Genomic DNA, 15,264 nt, shown 5'->3' on the forward strand with positions numbered 1-15,264 from the left:
TTGCTCTTTCTTCTATTTTCTCTATTTAGCCCAGTCGTTAATCCAATTTGCAACTGTCTGACACCATTCGTCATCATCATTCAAACAAGGAATTGCAAGAAACTCTTCTCCTCCATTTGCTTCGAAATCTTCTTTGGCACGCATCGCGATTTCCTCTAAAGTTTCCAAACAATCTGAAACGAATGCTGGTGTTACAACCGCTAATTTCTTGATTCCTTTTGCTGGCATATTGTCAATTTCAACATCCGTATAAGGTTCTAACCATTTATCTCCCGCTAAACGAGATTGAAAAGTCAAACTATATTTGTCTTCAGGAAGCCCTAATAATTTAATGACTTGTTTTGTCGTTTCGTAACATTGGTGACGGTAGCAGAATTCGTGTGCTGGAGATGGCGTGTTACAACATGAACCATCAATTTTACAATGTGATTTTGTTACATCAGTTTTGCGAATATGACGCTCTGGAATTCCGTGGTATGAGAACAATAAATGATCGTAATCAAATCCAACTAAATGTTTCTGAATTGAATCTGCTAAGTTTTTGATGTAATCCGGTTTGTTATAAAATGCCGGAACATCAGTAAATTTCATGTGTGGGAATTTCTTCTTGCGAATTTCTTCAGCTTTTACCAAAATAGTTAAGGTCGAAGCCATTGCATATTGCGGATATAAAGGAAAAAGCATTACATCAGTAACTCCTTTATCACTTAATTCCTGAAGTCCTTTTTCGATTGTCATAGTTCCGTAACGCATCGCTAACGAAACGGGAACATTTACTAAAGGCTGTACTTTATGCTGCATTCTTTCTGAAAGAACTACTAATGGTGAACCTTCTTCCCACCAAATTTTCGCGTAAGCGTGTGCCGATTCTTCTGGTCTTTTTCTTAGAATAATTCCGCGAACTAATAATGCTCTTAATAAATACGGGACATCAATCACGTATTTATCCATTAAAAATTCATCTAAATATGGTTTTACGTCTTTTGGAGTTGGACTTTCTGGAGAACCTAAGTTTACTAATAATACGCCTTTCATTATTGTTTTTTTTGCTTTAGGCTTTAAGCACTAGGCTTTAAGCTTTTTTATTTGTTTTAAAAATTTCGGCAAAAGTAAACGCTGTACTTTATTCGAAATATGATAATTATTACTTTTTAATTATTGCTAAATATAGAAAATCAATTTCTCTCGCAGATTCCACAGATTTAGCAGATTTAATTTGTGCTAATTAGTGAAATTCGTGTTTAAACATTCGCATTAATCGACATCAAATACTTTTTAGGAGTTGTTCCGAATTTCTTTTTGAAAGCGGCTATAAAGTGACTTCCAGTACTGTAACCAATTTTCAATCCTACTTCGTTTACATTGTAAGAACCAGAGTCTAATAGTTTTCTCGCGAAATCCATTTTATAATCGAACAAGAAACCGTAAACCGTGTCACCGTAAATTTGTTTGAAACCCATTTTCAGCTTTTTCAAATTCAAACCAATTTCATCTGCTAGTTCTTGTAATCCTGGCGGTTCGGCCATATTGGCGATTACAATTTCTTTGGCTTTTCTAATTTTCAAGACATTGTCTTCGTCAATCAAAAACGGACATTGTTCTGCATTTGGATCTTCGGTTCTGTTGAAATACAAACTCAACAATTCGTATCCTTTTCCTTTATAATAAAGGTTTTTGATCGAAGGATGAAGATTATAATGAAACAACTGACTCAACACAATCGCCATCGACGGGCTAATATTTCCTTCGTTATAGTACTTCTTATCCTTATTGTCTGGACTTAAAAAAGTAATATAATTAGCTTCGGCAGAAAACAACGCGTGAAATTTCTTGATCGAAACAATTACAGAAATCACCCAAGAGTTTGGAGCCAATTCTAAATTCAGCGGTAATTCTTTCTGCGGATTGTATAAAAGCAGCGATTTTTCTTCTTTCAATTCTAAAGCATAAGTACCTTGATTGAACAAGAATTTTGCATTTCCTTTTATACCGAAGTGAAACTGTATCAGACCAGTACCTACAATTTCATGCTGTGCAAAAAAAGGTTCGGCACCGTCGTTTTGAAAACGGATCAGCGTAAAGTCGTCTTCAATTTTTATAATTTCTTGAGAACCCATAGCGATATTTTTTTGAAACGAAAATCAAAACAAACTTCAAATGTTATTTAGAATCACTCTAAACTAATCACTTCTAATGAGTTGATTTTGCTACAAAAGTAGTCCTTTTTACTCAAAAACACCCATTTAGGTTCAAAAAAACATACAGCGACATAAAAAGTACTTTTAGCGTTATTTTTATCGATGGTATAGTAATAATTTTGTTGCACTTTTATGAAAGTGAATTTATGGAAAACAATAACGTACCGAAACACCTCTATTTTTACTCAGTTGGTCTGAGTTATAAAAAAGCTGATGCTGAGGTCAGAGGTCAATTTAGTTTGGATGCCGTTGCGAAAACTCGTCTTCTGGAACAAGCTAAAAACGAAGGAATTGAAAGTCTACTTGTTACTTCAACTTGCAACAGAACCGAAATTTATGGTTTTGCGGAACATCCTTTTCAATTAATAAAACTAATCTGCGATAACAGTAATGGTTCTGTAGACGCTTTTCAAAGAGTTGGTTTCGTATATAAAAATCAAGAAGCAATTAATCACTTATTTCGTGTAGGAACTGGTTTAGACAGTCAGATCCTAGGTGATTTTGAAATTATATCTCAAATTAAAACCAGTTTCATCCATTCAAAATCTTTAGGTTTGGCGAATGCTTTCATGGAAAGGCTGGTAAATGCAGTTATTCAGGCGAGCAAAAGAATTAAAAACGAAACTGAGATCAGCTCTGGTGCTACTTCGGTTTCTTTTGCTTCAGTACAATACATTCTTAAAAATGTAGAAGACATCAGCAATAAAAACATTTTGCTTTTCGGAACTGGGAAAATCGGAAGAAATACCTGCGAGAATTTAGTAAAACATACTAAAAACGAGCACATCACTTTAATAAACCGTACTAAAGACAAAGCAGAGAAACTGGCAGGAAAATTAAACCTGATTGTTAAAGATTACTCTGAATTGCATTTAGAACTTCAAAAAGCCGATGTTGTAGTTGTGGCAACAGGCGCGCAAAATCCAACAGTTGACAAAGCAATTTTAAATCTGAAAAAACCTTTATTGATTTTGGATTTATCGATTCCGAAAAACGTTCACGAAAATGTGGAGGAATTAGAAGGCGTAACTTTGATCCACATGGATTATTTGTCTCAATTGACAGATGAAACTTTGGAAAACAGAAAATTACACATTCCGGCTGCTGAAGCCATCATCGAAGAAATCAAAGAAGAATTTGTGACTTGGATGAAAGGCAGAAAGTTCGCTCCGACAATTAATGCTTTAAAAGAAAAACTAAACGCTATTAAAGCTTCGGAACTAGATTTTCAAAGTAAAAAAATTGCCGATTTTAATGAAGAGCAAGCTGAAATCATCAGTAACCGTATCATTCAAAAAATCACTACACATTTCGCAAACCATTTAAAAGACGACGATACCATGGTTGATGAAAGCATCGAATGGATCGAAAAAGTCTTCAAAATAAAAGCATCTTAATTTAAACCATATAAGTCATATAAGTTCATTTAAAATTGCCATGCACAAAAAGCTTAAATTTACTTATATGACTTATGTGGTTCAAAAATTTTAAAGTTGTATCAGATTATTTAAAATGTGTTTTACCCAAACTGCTTAAATTTACTTATATAACTTATATGGTTCAAAACAAAAAACATGGCTGAAAAAACAATCAGAATAGGAACGCGTGACAGCGAATTAGCACTTTGGCAGGCACATACTGTAGAGAAAAAACTAAACGATTTAGGTTATAAAACTTCTATTGTGGCTGTAAAATCTCAAGGTGATATTATTCTGGACAAACCGCTTTACGAACTCGGCATTACGGGAATCTTCACCAAAACTTTAGACATTGCGATGATCAATGGCGATATTGATATTGCGGTGCATTCAATGAAAGATGTTCCAACGGCTTTGCCAAAAGGTATCGTTCAAGGGGCAGTTTTACCAAGAGCCAATGTTTTAGATATTTTAGTCCATAAAGGAAATCCTGATTTTGCAAATCCAAGCACCATTGCAACTGGAAGTCTGCGTCGCCAGGCACAATGGTTCAATAAATATCCAAATCATACTGTAGTCGATTTACGCGGAAACGTTAATACACGTATGCAGAAGTTACAAGATAACGATTGGGACGGCGCTGTTTTTGCAGCGGCAGGTTTAGAAAGAATTAATCTAAAACCAGAAAATTTCATCAATTTAGATTGGATGATTCCAGCGCCGGCACAAGGAGCGATGTTGGTTGTGGGAATGGAAAATGACAATTATACTTTGGATGCACTTTCTCAGTTAAATGATATTGAAACTGAAATTTGTACACATATCGAACGTCAGTTTTTAAGAACGCTGGAAGGTGGCTGTACAGCGCCAATTGGAGCTTTGGTTACCTACAACGAAGACGAAGATACGTTGCATTTCCAAGGTGTTTTACTTTCTATTGACGGAAAACAAAAACTGGAAATCGACAAAACGGTTGATATTTCAGAATGGAAAAAACTAGGTTTCAACTCGGCTCAGGAGATTTTGAATAATGGTGGAACGGAATTAATGCAGCAAATCAAAGAATCTCTGAAAAAGTAATGGCAAACTCAGTTCAAATAGTATCTACAAAAATATTATCTCCTCTTCACAAACAAGAGCTAATGAAATATGGCGTTGAGTTAATCGAAGCCGATTTCATTAAAACCGAAAATAAACCTTTCGAATTAAAAGACCTCAACGAAAGTTTGATTTTTACAAGCCAGAATGCGGTTCACAGTGTTTTATCAAATCCAAAATCGGAAGAACTAAAAAAGAAAAACGTCTATTGCGTTGGACTTAAAACCAAAAACTTATTGACCGATAACGGATTCAACGTTATTGCTTACACTGGTTATGCTGCAGATTTGGCTGAAATTATCACTTTAATTTATGGAAGCGAAAGCTATACTTTTTTCAGCGGTAATTTAAGAAGAGATACTTTGCCAGAAGCTTTAAAAGAAAACGGAATTAAATTCAATGAAATTCAGGTTTACGAAACGACTTTACAGCCTCAGAAAATAAAAGCAAATCCGGAAGCGATTCTGTTTTTTAGTCCGTCTGGAGTAAAAAGTTATCTGAAACACAATACCATTAATAAACAAATCTGTTTCTGCATTGGAGATACGACTGCAGAAGCTTTGTCAAAAATCACAAAAAATATTATCGTAGCAGATCAACCCACAATTGAAGATGTGATCGAAGATGTAATTCACGAATATAAATAACAAATGAGATTTCCTGCAAGGTTTTCAAAACCTTGTAGGTTTCTATATTAATTAATAACAATACCTACAAGGTTTTGAAAACCTTGCAGGATAAAGAAATAAGAGATGTTAAAAAACGACCTATTTTTAAAAGCATTAAAAGGAGAAACAGTTCAGCGTCCGCCGGTATGGATGATGCGTCAAGCGGGAAGATATTTGCCAGAATTCAGAGAACTACGTGATAAATATGATTTTTTTACGCGTTGCGAAACTCCAGAATTAGCAGCTGAAATTACGGTTCAGCCAATTCGCAGAATTGCTCCAGATGCTGCAATTTTATTCTCAGACATCTTGGTTGTTCCTCGCGCAATGGGAATTCACGTAGAATTGAAAGACAATTTAGGTCCGATTATTCCAGACCCAATTCGTACGATGGAACAAGTAAATCAAGTTTTTGTTCCTGATGTAAATGAAACTTTAGGTTATGTTTTCGACGCTGTGAAATTGACTAAGGAAATGCTGAACGATGAAGTGCCGTTAATTGGTTTCGCAGGTTCGCCGTGGACAATTTTCTGTTATGCCGTTGAAGGAAAAGGTTCTAAAAGTTTTGATACTGCAAAAGGATTTTGTTTTTCAAACCCAGTTGCAGCCCACACTTTGTTACAAAAAATCACAGACACGACTATTTTATACTTAAAAGAAAAAGTAAAATCGGGAGTAAACGCTGTTCAAATTTTTGATTCTTGGGGAGGAATGCTTTCTCCGGTTGATTATCAAGAATTTTCATGGAAATACATCAACCAAATTGTTGACGCTTTAGCGGAAATCACTCCAGTTATTGTTTTCGGAAAAGGATGTTGGTTTGCTCTTGGCGAAATGGGTAAAAGTAAAGCTTCAGCTCTTGGAGTAGATTGGACTTGTACAGCAAGAAATGCACGTTATTTATCTGGCGGAAACATTACTTTACAAGGAAATTTCGATCCGTCAAGATTGCTTTCTCCAATTCCGACTATCAAGAAAATGGTTCATGAAATGATCGACGAATTCGGAAAAGACAAATATATCGTAAATTTAGGTCACGGAATTTTACCAAATATACCTGTAGATCACGCAAAAGCGTTCATCGACGCGGTTAAGGAATACGGGAATTAGTGATCAGTATTCAGTTTTTCACTAAATAAACTAATAAAAGTTCCGCAGGAACGATTCATTTTGTAGCCCCGGATTTCAATCCGGGGTTTTCAGAATTTAGAAACATAATTATGCTCAACAAAGGCTTAAGAGACGAAGAAAAAATTAGAATCGACAATGTTCTTAAAACATTGAGAACTCTTGTTTATGTGCCTTATCCTTTAAATGCTTTGCAAAAATCAGATCTTGAAAACCAATTGAAAGAATTTGGGTTGAACTTGGAGAGTTTGATTGATTATTCTAATGAAGATTTGACAACATTATTAATGCGTCTTCATTTTGATTGGGAGCAATTGGAACAATTTGCTGATATTTTGATGGAACTTTCAAAAGATGAAAATTGTCATTTTGAAAATAAAGCTTTAGCTGTTTATCAATATATTCAAGCTGAGAGCAAAGCTTTTTCTTTTGGAATAAATTCGAAAATTGCTTCGGCGAAAGCCAAAAAACAATAACAATGAAAGACAAATTTTACGCATACATACAAAATTTACAAGATCAAATCTGCGCTGGATTAGAAGCGGTTGATGGAACTGCAAAATTCCGTGAAGATTTATGGAAACGTCCAGAAGGTGGTGGCGGAAGAACACGCGTTATTGAAAACGGAGCAGTTTTCGAAAAAGGCGGTGTAAACATTTCTGCTGTTCATGGAAAACTTCCAGAAACGATGCAGAAAATGTTCAATGTGGGCGAAGCCGATTTCTTTGCATGCGGATTGAGTTTGGTGATTCACCCGAAAAACCCAATGGTTCCTACTGTGCATGCGAATTGGCGCTATTTTGAAATGTATGATGAAAAAGGAAATGTAATCGAACAATGGTTTGGTGGCGGACAAGATTTAACACCTTATTATTTGTTTGAAGAAGATGCACAACACTTTCACCAAACTTGTAAAACAGCTTGCGATAAACACAATCCTGAGTTTTATCCAAAATATAAAAAACAGTGCGATTCTTATTTTTGGAATGCGCATCGTCATGAAGCTCGTGGACTTGGCGGTTTATTCTTCGATTATTGCAAAGCAAATGACCAAATGTCAATGGAAAATTGGTACGATTTTGTAACCGAAGTTGGAAATAGTTTCCTTAAAGCTTATGTACCAATTGTCGAAAAAAGAAAAACGCTTCCTTATACTCCAGAACAAAGAACTTGGCAAGAAATTCGTCGCGGTCGTTATGTAGAGTTTAATCTAGTTCACGATAAAGGAACGTTATTCGGTTTAAAAACAAACGGAAGAATTGAAAGTATTTTAATGAGTTTGCCTCCACATGTGCAATGGGTTTATGATCATCATCCGGAAGCTGGAAGTGAAGAAGAGAAATTGATTAATGTATTGGCAAATCCGCGTGAGTGGGTTTCTTGATCTAAAAATTTGTTAGATTTGATAATTATATATCGCCCCACTGGGGCTCTTTTTTTTGGTTGTCGATTCAATTTCTATAAATATTATGCTCCGCTGGAGCATTTTTTATATTTAATACAGGCTGTATGTAATTATAAACAAATGTGTTTCGCTCCGCTGGAGCTCCTAATCTGGTCTAGACTTTTCAATTCTATAAATATTTTGTCCAGCTGGGACTTGACAATTACTAAAAAAGCTCCAGAGAAGCGAAATATTTATAGAAATTCTAGCAACACCTCAAAAAAGAGAGTTCCTGAGGAACGGAATATTTATAGAACAATTTACACCATTATAAAAGGCTCCAGCGGAGCATAATATTTATAGAAATCCTATTGACACAATACAAAGAGCTCCAGCGGAGCGAAATATCTATAGAACAATTGACATCCCAGATATTAAAAGCCCTAGGGGCGGCATATTTATTCATAATAAAAATAAATATTATCCTACAAATTAAAATTATTAACTAGCTTTACTTATTAATAATATTAACTAAAAAAATGGCAAACACTTATTCTCAATTGTATGTTCAAATTGTTTTTGCTGTAAAAGGAAGACAAAATTTAATTTCAAAACATTGGAAAGATGAGATTTATAAATACATTACAGGAATTATCACAAATCAAAAACAAAAATTGATTGTGATTAATGGAATGCCAGATCATATTCATATCTTAGTTGGAATAAAACCAGATATTTCACTATCAGATTTAGTACGAGATATTAAAGCCAATTCTTCAAAATTCATAAATGAACAAAAATGGATTAATGGAAAATTCGAATGGCAAACTGGTTTCGGAGCTTTCTCATATGGTCATTCACAATTGGGAAATGTTATAAAATATATTGAAAACCAAGAAGAGCATCATAAAACAAGAACATTCAAAGAAGAATATATTGCGTTTCTAAAATTATTCAATGTTGATTTTAAAAATGAATATCTTTTTCAAGAAGTTTAATTTTATTTTGCTCCGCTGGAGCATTTTAAACTTAAATATTCACTATTGATGAATTTAAAACTAATTTACGCCACATTCTTCATCAGCATTTTGGGGTGTTTCGCCCAAAAAGACACTTTGCAGAATCCGTACTTTAAATCTTATGACGATAAAATTACTGCCAGCGTTTATTATTTAGATACTTCCAATAGTTTTCAGATTGCTTCAGATAATCAAGATCCTAAAATATACCTAAATCTTATTCCGAATCGACGAGAGCAGATTGGTTTTAGTTTAAACTATAAAATCATTGACATTACGATTGGTTTTGCTCCTAAATTTCTGAGCGGAAACAAAGGCGATTCCAATTCCAAACATTTTAATTTCAACACCCGTTTTTATTATAAAAAATGGATGCAATCGTTTACCTTCATCAATCAAAAAGGTTTTTATATCAGTGATGATAACATAACGGCACAATTGCCACATATGCGCACCACGAAAATCGGCGGATCGACTTCTTACGTTTTTAATGATAAATTTTCTTTTAAAACATTGGTAAGTCAAAACGAGTGGCAGATTAAAAGCTCTGGAAGTTTCATTCCGTCCTTTTCTTTTTATTACACCAATCTGGATTTAAACACCCCCGATTCTTCACCTGGCGATATTTATGTATTTACTTTGGCCCCCGCCTATTTTTACAACTTTGTAATCAGCAATCGGGTTTTAATTGGAGCGGGGCTTGCTCTTGGAGCAGGAATCAATGATATTGATGGAGAAACCTCCGCTTTATATCAAGCCGATTTCAATTTAAAATTGGCCTATAATAGAGATCGTTTCTTCGGTTTTGCGAGTCTTAATACGGTAAGTTTTGCGCAAGATGATAAGGCCGATCCAAGATTGAATGACAATATTGCTACTGTAAAACTTTCTGTTGGCTACCGATTTGATCCTCCAAAAAAAGTAAAAGAGGTCTACGACAAAGTCAATGAAAAAATAGGATTGTAAGAAATCTTAACTATAAATAAGCATGAAGCCCAATTAAAATGCTTAAATTACAGAGATTTATAAAAACTAAAATTCATTGTTATGAAAAATATAAACAGCGAACAGTTAAATCTCATGCATTCTGGAAAAGGTTTTATTGCGGCATTGGACCAAAGTGGCGGAAGCACACCAAAGGCATTATTACAATACGGTGTTCAGGAAAATCAATATTCAAACGACGAAGAAATGTACACGCTAGTACATGAAATGCGAACTAGAATTATCAAAAGTCCATCTTTTGACAGCCAATATATATTGGGTGCGATTTTGTTTGAAAACACCATGGATAGAAAAATCGACGGACAATGGACTGCAGATTATCTTTGGGAGAAAAAACATATCATTCCATTTCTTAAAGTAGACAAGGGACTTGCGGAACTTGCAGACGGCGTTCAACTGATGAAACCTATTGCTAATTTAGACACCTTACTAGATCGCGCTGTAGACCGTAAAATTTTTGGAACCAAAATGCGTTCTGTGATTAAAGAAGCCAATTCGAAGGGAATTCAAGAAGTTGTAAAACAGCAATTTGAAGTTGGTCTTCAAATATTTAAAAAAGGACTTGTACCAATAATTGAACCTGAAGTTGATATTTATAGTTTTGATAAAGAAAAATCAGAACAGATTTTGAAAGATGAAATCCAAAAACAGCTTAATGCTTTGGACAAAGAGGTTAAAGTAATGCTGAAACTATCTATACCGACAGTAAATAATTTTTACAGCGATTTAATGTCAGATCCTCATGTGGTTCGAGTTGTAGCGCTTTCTGGCGGCTATTCTAGAGAAGATGCCAACCAAAAGCTGGCAGAAAATCACGGATTGATTGCGAGTTTTTCAAGAGCTTTATCGGAAGGACTTAGCGCTGAACAATCTGACACTGAATTTAATTCGCAATTAGGCAATTCGATTAAAGAGATTTACGAAGCTTCCATTCAATAAAAAACATAAAAAAATCCCTGAAGTGTTTCAGGGATTTTTGTTTTCAATTATTTAGCAGTCATTTCATCAGCTAAATCTAAAGTCTGCATAATGATATTTTTATCCGACTTAAAAGAATTTAGTTTAAAAACGAATTTTAATTTATTATCAATTAGCTTTTTAGGCGATTCAATCGAAACATCAGAAAACTGCGAAGAAATTTTAGCCATTCGATCCAACTCTGAATCTTTTGCGTTTTTGCCAAATGTTTTCACTGTTTGTCCAATATTCAGCTTTCCAGAAATGTAGTTTTTACTTAAATTTTTCTTCGTTTCTTTAATAAAAGATCCGTTTCCCGCTCCAAAGTAATCTTTTGTATTGGCAACAATTACCACATCTTTATCTTTTAAAATAAAAATGTTATCATATTCCTGAGTTCCCACAACGGTGTAAACATTTCCGTTTTGAACCAATACTTTTTTGCGAACACCCATTTGCAGTAATTTATCTCCAAATGTTGGATGTGTAGAGGTAAAAATCACAGAAAACAGCGGAATTTCTTTTTTCACTTTTTCCTCTGTTATTTTCTCTTCATAATTTTCATCATAGCCATATTTTTTGGTCATTACCTCAACATCTTTTACACCATATAAAAACGCACTTAAATCGCCATCAAAAAGTTTTGCTGTGGCTTCTTCATCAACAATTGTAGAAATTAAGTCGGTAATAAGCGTGATATCTTCTTTGGCGAATTTTGGATTTTGAAATAATTCGGTCATTAGCGACGGAAAATTTTCAAGTGCTGCTTTTGTATTTGCATGATACGAAACATAACCCAAAGGTTTCTGTGTAGGGAAATAATTAAAGATATTTTTATTGATTTTTCGATTGCTAATTTTGCTCACAACACTAGCAATCTCTGGAGAATATTCTACCACTTCTTCGATTCGGGCATTATCGTTATCAAAATAAAAATCAACATTGATTCCTTTTATAAAATTTCCGAAGTTCTTCTGCATTGGCAGATATTTATCATAACCTCCGAATAATGAAAGCGGATAATTGTACATGGAATACAAACTAGACATAAATCCGCTATAATTTACCCATGTCGAAATATCTGCAGCAACATTTATTTTTGAAGAACTTGGCGGTGTAAATCCGTTTTCAAATAATGCCTTTATGATTACTCGCTGTTTATCTGCTAAATTTTTATCAAACGCTGCTTGTTCAGCAGTATACTCTTCATACGGGTTTCCATCATACAAGTGATCGCCTTGAGCGGGTTCATTAAATACTATTGGGTCCGTATTTTCTGCAACGGGTTCTTCAATTTTTAATGTATCAGCCATTGGAACACCATATACTGGTGCTTCAACCACTGTTCCTTCATATGGCTCTGATATTGCAACAGAATCCATTGCTGCTGAAGTTGCTGCAGCATCATAAAATTTAGAAGGAAGACGTTTTGTTAATTCAATAACAACCAAATAATTTTCGTTCCAAACAAATGATCTTTTTACTCCACTTGGTGTATAAACTGCGTATTTTCCAAAATCTTCAATGGCGCTGTTCGTTACATTTGCACCCTGCTTTTCGATTAAATATTTTCTAACTGCTTCTTTGCTTTTTATAGGAATTGTAACTTGATAAAAAGGAACTGAATCTAAGAAGTTACCATGAATCGTAATTTTTTCATTCAACTTAATAATATCCGCATATTTACGAAGATCAAAATCAGGCTTTTTGCTAATGTATTTGGTTAATACGGGATGATTTAAAACCTCATCAGTGCTTACTTTCTTAGAAAGCTCATTTCCGTTGTATTGAACAAAATAATCGTATTTTTCTGGAACAGTCTGCCCAAAAGAAAAATACGTGGCGAATAGAAAAATTAAAGTGTAAAAATGCTTCATAAATCAAGGCGTTAATTGGATTGTATTATTCATTAATGTCGATTTTTTAAAAACGCTGTACATGTTTTGTTTTAAAAAAACCGTCTTTTTATTTTTAGAAATCTTACTGTTTGCATTGTCTACCGACAGAATATCTTTATCGAAAGTGTAGATTGAAATAATATTAGCCTCTTCCAGATCTTTCTTTTTCTTTGGGTCATTTACCACTTTTTCTGGAACGGGATAGGAAGCAATTCTTTCGAAAGTTTTACCGCTTCCGCTAAAGTGAATCTGGTCACGCTGATTGTTTATCGTATTGACAACGGCATTCAGTGCTTTTAGATTCGCGTAATTGAGTTTGATAATGAAAACATAATTCTGGAAATCTGTTTTAGTGGTCACATTTGAGATTCCATCAATTCTCAATGCTTTTACTTTAAAATCGGAGAGTTTTGCAGTGATTTCCTGTTCATTCGGAATTTTCACTCCATCGACTTCTTCCAACCAAATAGCCGATTTGGTCTTAAACCAAGATTTCGAAAAATCAACCATAAGTGTATATTCACCACTTTGATCGTCATGGTGTTTGATTCTTTCTGTAATCTCAAAACAGCTTGTTAAGAGCAGACAGCAAAATAAAGCGAGAATTTTCTTCATTTTGCAAATTTAGATGGAATATTCTTAAAAACCATACTTTGATGAAACTCTAAATTAAAACCACAAAAAAATCGAAATTTTTAGATAATATTAACGGATTCTAAGCTCAGCTAAACGGCTTATTTTGTTACTTTTTCTTTAACTTTGCGGCACTTACACAAACGGAGCAAAAGCTTCAAAAAAAATAAAAAACAACTGCGGTTTTAGAACAAAGGTTACAATCAGCTGTTAAAAATACGATTAGAATCGAAAGTCTAAAATCTAAAATCTAAAATTATATGTTCCCATTACAAAGAGGCAGAAGATTAAGAGTAAATGAATCAATTCGTTCTTTAGTTCGCGAAACCAGTTTAAGTCCTTCGGATTTTATGTTTCCAATGTTTATTGCTGAAGGCGAAAATGTAAAAGTCGAAATTCCATCGATGCCAGGAATTTTTAGAAGATCGATAGATTTAACAGTTGAAGAAGTAAAAGAACTTTTTGATTTAGGAATTCGCGCCGTTAATATTTATGTAAAAGTTAGCGAGAACCTCAAAGACAATACTGGAAAAGAAGCTTGGAACACAAACGGATTAATGCAGCAAGCCATTCGTGCCATAAAAGCGGCTTGTCCAGAAATGATTGTAATGCCAGATGTAGCTTTAGATCCCTATTCAATCTACGGTCATGACGGAATTATAAAAAATGGTGATGTGGAAAATGACAGCACTGTTGATGCTTTAGTAAAAATGGCGGTTTCTCACGCAGAAGCTGGCGCCGATTTTGTTGCGCCAAGCGATATGATGGACGGTCGTGTTTTACGCCTTCGCGAAGGTTTAGACGCTGCAGGATTCCAGAATGTTGGCATTATGAGTTATTCTGCAAAATATGCTTCGGCTTTTTATGGTCCGTTTAGAGATGCTTTAGATTCTGCTCCAAAAGAAGCTGATGTTGCTGTCCCAAAAGATAAAAAAACCTATCAAATGGATTATGCGAACCGTATCGAAGCCATTAAAGAAGCATTGTCTGATGTTGAAGAAGGTGCAGACATGGTTATGGTAAAACCAGGAATTGCTTATTTGGATATTGTGCGCGAAATTAAAAACACAGTACATGTTCCAGTAACGGTGTATCAAGTTTCGGGTGAATATGCGATGATCAAAGCAGCATCTGAAAGAGGTTGGCTAGATAACGATAAGATTATGATGGAGCAATTAATGTGCATTAAACGTGCGGGAGCTAATCTTATTTCTACTTATTTTGCTAAAGAAGCGGCAATACTTTTAAAGAAATAAGATGAAAAAAGTTTTATTTTTAGCTGCTGTTTTAGCTTTTGCTTCTTGTAAAAAAGAAGGTACTGAGCCTCCAAGCACAGCAACCGAAACTGTTTCTGAAGGAGAATCGGCAAAAGCCAAAACTCCAGAAGAATTAGGAAAGCAAATATTTGAAAGCACTGGAAATTGTTTTGCTTGCCACCAGCCCGATCAAAAAGTGGTTGGACCGAGCATTAAAGAAATTGCCAAAATATACAAAGACAAAAATGGCAATATTGTGAGCTTCTTAAAAGGAAATGCAGAACCAATTGTTGACCCAAGTCAGTTTGAGGTTATGAAAACCAATTTTGCGATTACTCAAGCAATGTCTGATGAAGAATTAAAAGCAATTGAAACGTACATTTACAGTCATTTGAAATAATAATTGCATGTCCCGTAGGAACATTTCGTTGGTAGCAAAAAATGACATGATATGCATATACGTTCCAGAGGAACGCAAATAATGCGGCGCGAATATTTTTTTCTACCGACCAAACATTCCTACGGAATGACAACTACCTCAAGTTAAAAAAAACGAATAAAACAATAAAAAAGCGGCGGTTTCGAAATTCGAAACCGCCGCT

General features: G+C 34.6%; 15 protein-coding genes. 11 read left to right on the plus strand and 4 right to left on the minus strand.

Features of this window, described 5'->3' with window-relative positions:
• Window positions 1-21: 21 nt before the first annotated feature.
• Window positions 22-1,035 (minus strand): ferrochelatase, encoded by a 1,014-nt coding sequence (hemH, locus tag ABTV69_RS04460; RefSeq protein WP_433834470.1) that lies wholly within the window; start codon window positions 1,033-1,035, stop codon window positions 22-24.
• A 206-nt stretch (window positions 1,036-1,241) separates the two neighbouring features.
• Window positions 1,242-2,117, minus strand: a complete 876-nt coding sequence (locus ABTV69_RS04465) for a helix-turn-helix domain-containing protein (RefSeq protein ID WP_433834471.1) — start codon at window positions 2,115-2,117, stop codon at window positions 1,242-1,244.
• Between the two features lie 227 nt (window positions 2,118-2,344).
• On the opposite strand from ABTV69_RS04465, the gene hemA reads away from it, so the two are divergent.
• The 9 genes from hemA to ABTV69_RS04510 all read left to right on the plus strand — a co-directional run bounded on the left by hemA (window position 2,345) and on the right by ABTV69_RS04510 (window position 10,857).
• Window positions 2,345-3,595, plus strand: coding sequence for a glutamyl-tRNA reductase (hemA, locus tag ABTV69_RS04470; RefSeq protein ID WP_026727390.1), 1,251 nt, complete (start codon window positions 2,345-2,347; stop codon window positions 3,593-3,595).
• 177 nt (window positions 3,596-3,772) lie between these two features.
• A complete protein-coding gene (gene hemC / locus ABTV69_RS04475) occupies window positions 3,773-4,696 on the plus strand; it encodes a hydroxymethylbilane synthase (RefSeq protein ID WP_433834472.1) in 924 nt (307 codons plus the stop codon).
• The gene (locus ABTV69_RS04480; protein WP_433834473.1) at window positions 4,696-5,361 is read left to right on the plus strand and encodes a uroporphyrinogen-III synthase; all 666 of its coding nucleotides are present in this window, start codon (window positions 4,696-4,698) and stop codon (window positions 5,359-5,361) included. The genes hemC and ABTV69_RS04480 overlap by 1 nt, the downstream gene beginning before the upstream one ends.
• 105 nt (window positions 5,362-5,466) lie before the next feature.
• Complete coding sequence (gene hemE / locus ABTV69_RS04485; protein WP_433834474.1) at window positions 5,467-6,492, plus strand: uroporphyrinogen decarboxylase; 1,026 nt, start codon at window positions 5,467-5,469, stop codon at window positions 6,490-6,492.
• 110 nt (window positions 6,493-6,602) lie between these two features.
• The gene (locus ABTV69_RS04490; protein WP_433834475.1) at window positions 6,603-6,986 is read left to right on the plus strand and encodes a hypothetical protein; all 384 of its coding nucleotides are present in this window, start codon (window positions 6,603-6,605) and stop codon (window positions 6,984-6,986) included.
• Window positions 6,987-6,988: 2 nt separating this feature from the next.
• Entirely contained in the window at window positions 6,989-7,894 is a 906-nt protein-coding gene (gene hemF, locus ABTV69_RS04495) for an oxygen-dependent coproporphyrinogen oxidase (protein WP_433834476.1), read from the plus strand.
• A gap of 539 nt (window positions 7,895-8,433) precedes the next feature.
• Window positions 8,434-8,892, plus strand: coding sequence for an IS200/IS605 family transposase (gene tnpA / locus ABTV69_RS04500; protein ID WP_433834477.1), 459 nt, complete (start codon window positions 8,434-8,436; stop codon window positions 8,890-8,892).
• A 48-nt stretch (window positions 8,893-8,940) separates the two neighbouring features.
• On the plus strand, window positions 8,941-9,879 hold the full coding sequence (locus ABTV69_RS04505; RefSeq protein ID WP_433834478.1) for a DUF4421 family protein: 939 nt from the start codon (window positions 8,941-8,943) through the stop codon (window positions 9,877-9,879).
• A gap of 90 nt (window positions 9,880-9,969) precedes the next feature.
• Window positions 9,970-10,857, plus strand: a complete 888-nt coding sequence (locus ABTV69_RS04510) for a fructose bisphosphate aldolase (RefSeq protein ID WP_433836673.1) — start codon at window positions 9,970-9,972, stop codon at window positions 10,855-10,857.
• Between the two features lie 47 nt (window positions 10,858-10,904).
• Here ABTV69_RS04510 and ABTV69_RS04515 read toward each other — a convergent pair whose 3' ends face one another.
• Window positions 10,905-12,752, minus strand: a complete 1,848-nt coding sequence (locus tag ABTV69_RS04515; protein WP_433834479.1) for a hypothetical protein — start codon at window positions 12,750-12,752, stop codon at window positions 10,905-10,907.
• A 3-nt stretch (window positions 12,753-12,755) separates the two neighbouring features.
• Window positions 12,756-13,388, minus strand: a complete 633-nt coding sequence (locus ABTV69_RS04520) for a hypothetical protein (protein WP_433834480.1) — start codon at window positions 13,386-13,388, stop codon at window positions 12,756-12,758.
• A gap of 278 nt (window positions 13,389-13,666) precedes the next feature.
• On the opposite strand from ABTV69_RS04520, the gene hemB reads away from it, so the two are divergent.
• On the plus strand, window positions 13,667-14,662 hold the full coding sequence (gene hemB, locus ABTV69_RS04525; protein ID WP_433834481.1) for a porphobilinogen synthase: 996 nt from the start codon (window positions 13,667-13,669) through the stop codon (window positions 14,660-14,662).
• 1 nt (window position 14,663) lies between these two features.
• Window positions 14,664-15,062 (plus strand): c-type cytochrome, encoded by a 399-nt coding sequence (locus tag ABTV69_RS04530; RefSeq protein ID WP_433834482.1) that lies wholly within the window; start codon window positions 14,664-14,666, stop codon window positions 15,060-15,062.
• Window positions 15,063-15,264 lie beyond the last annotated feature (202 nt).

Source organism: Flavobacterium anhuiense (assembly GCF_050990855.1).
Classification (GTDB): Bacteria; Bacteroidota; Bacteroidia; order Flavobacteriales; family Flavobacteriaceae; genus Flavobacterium; species Flavobacterium anhuiense_C.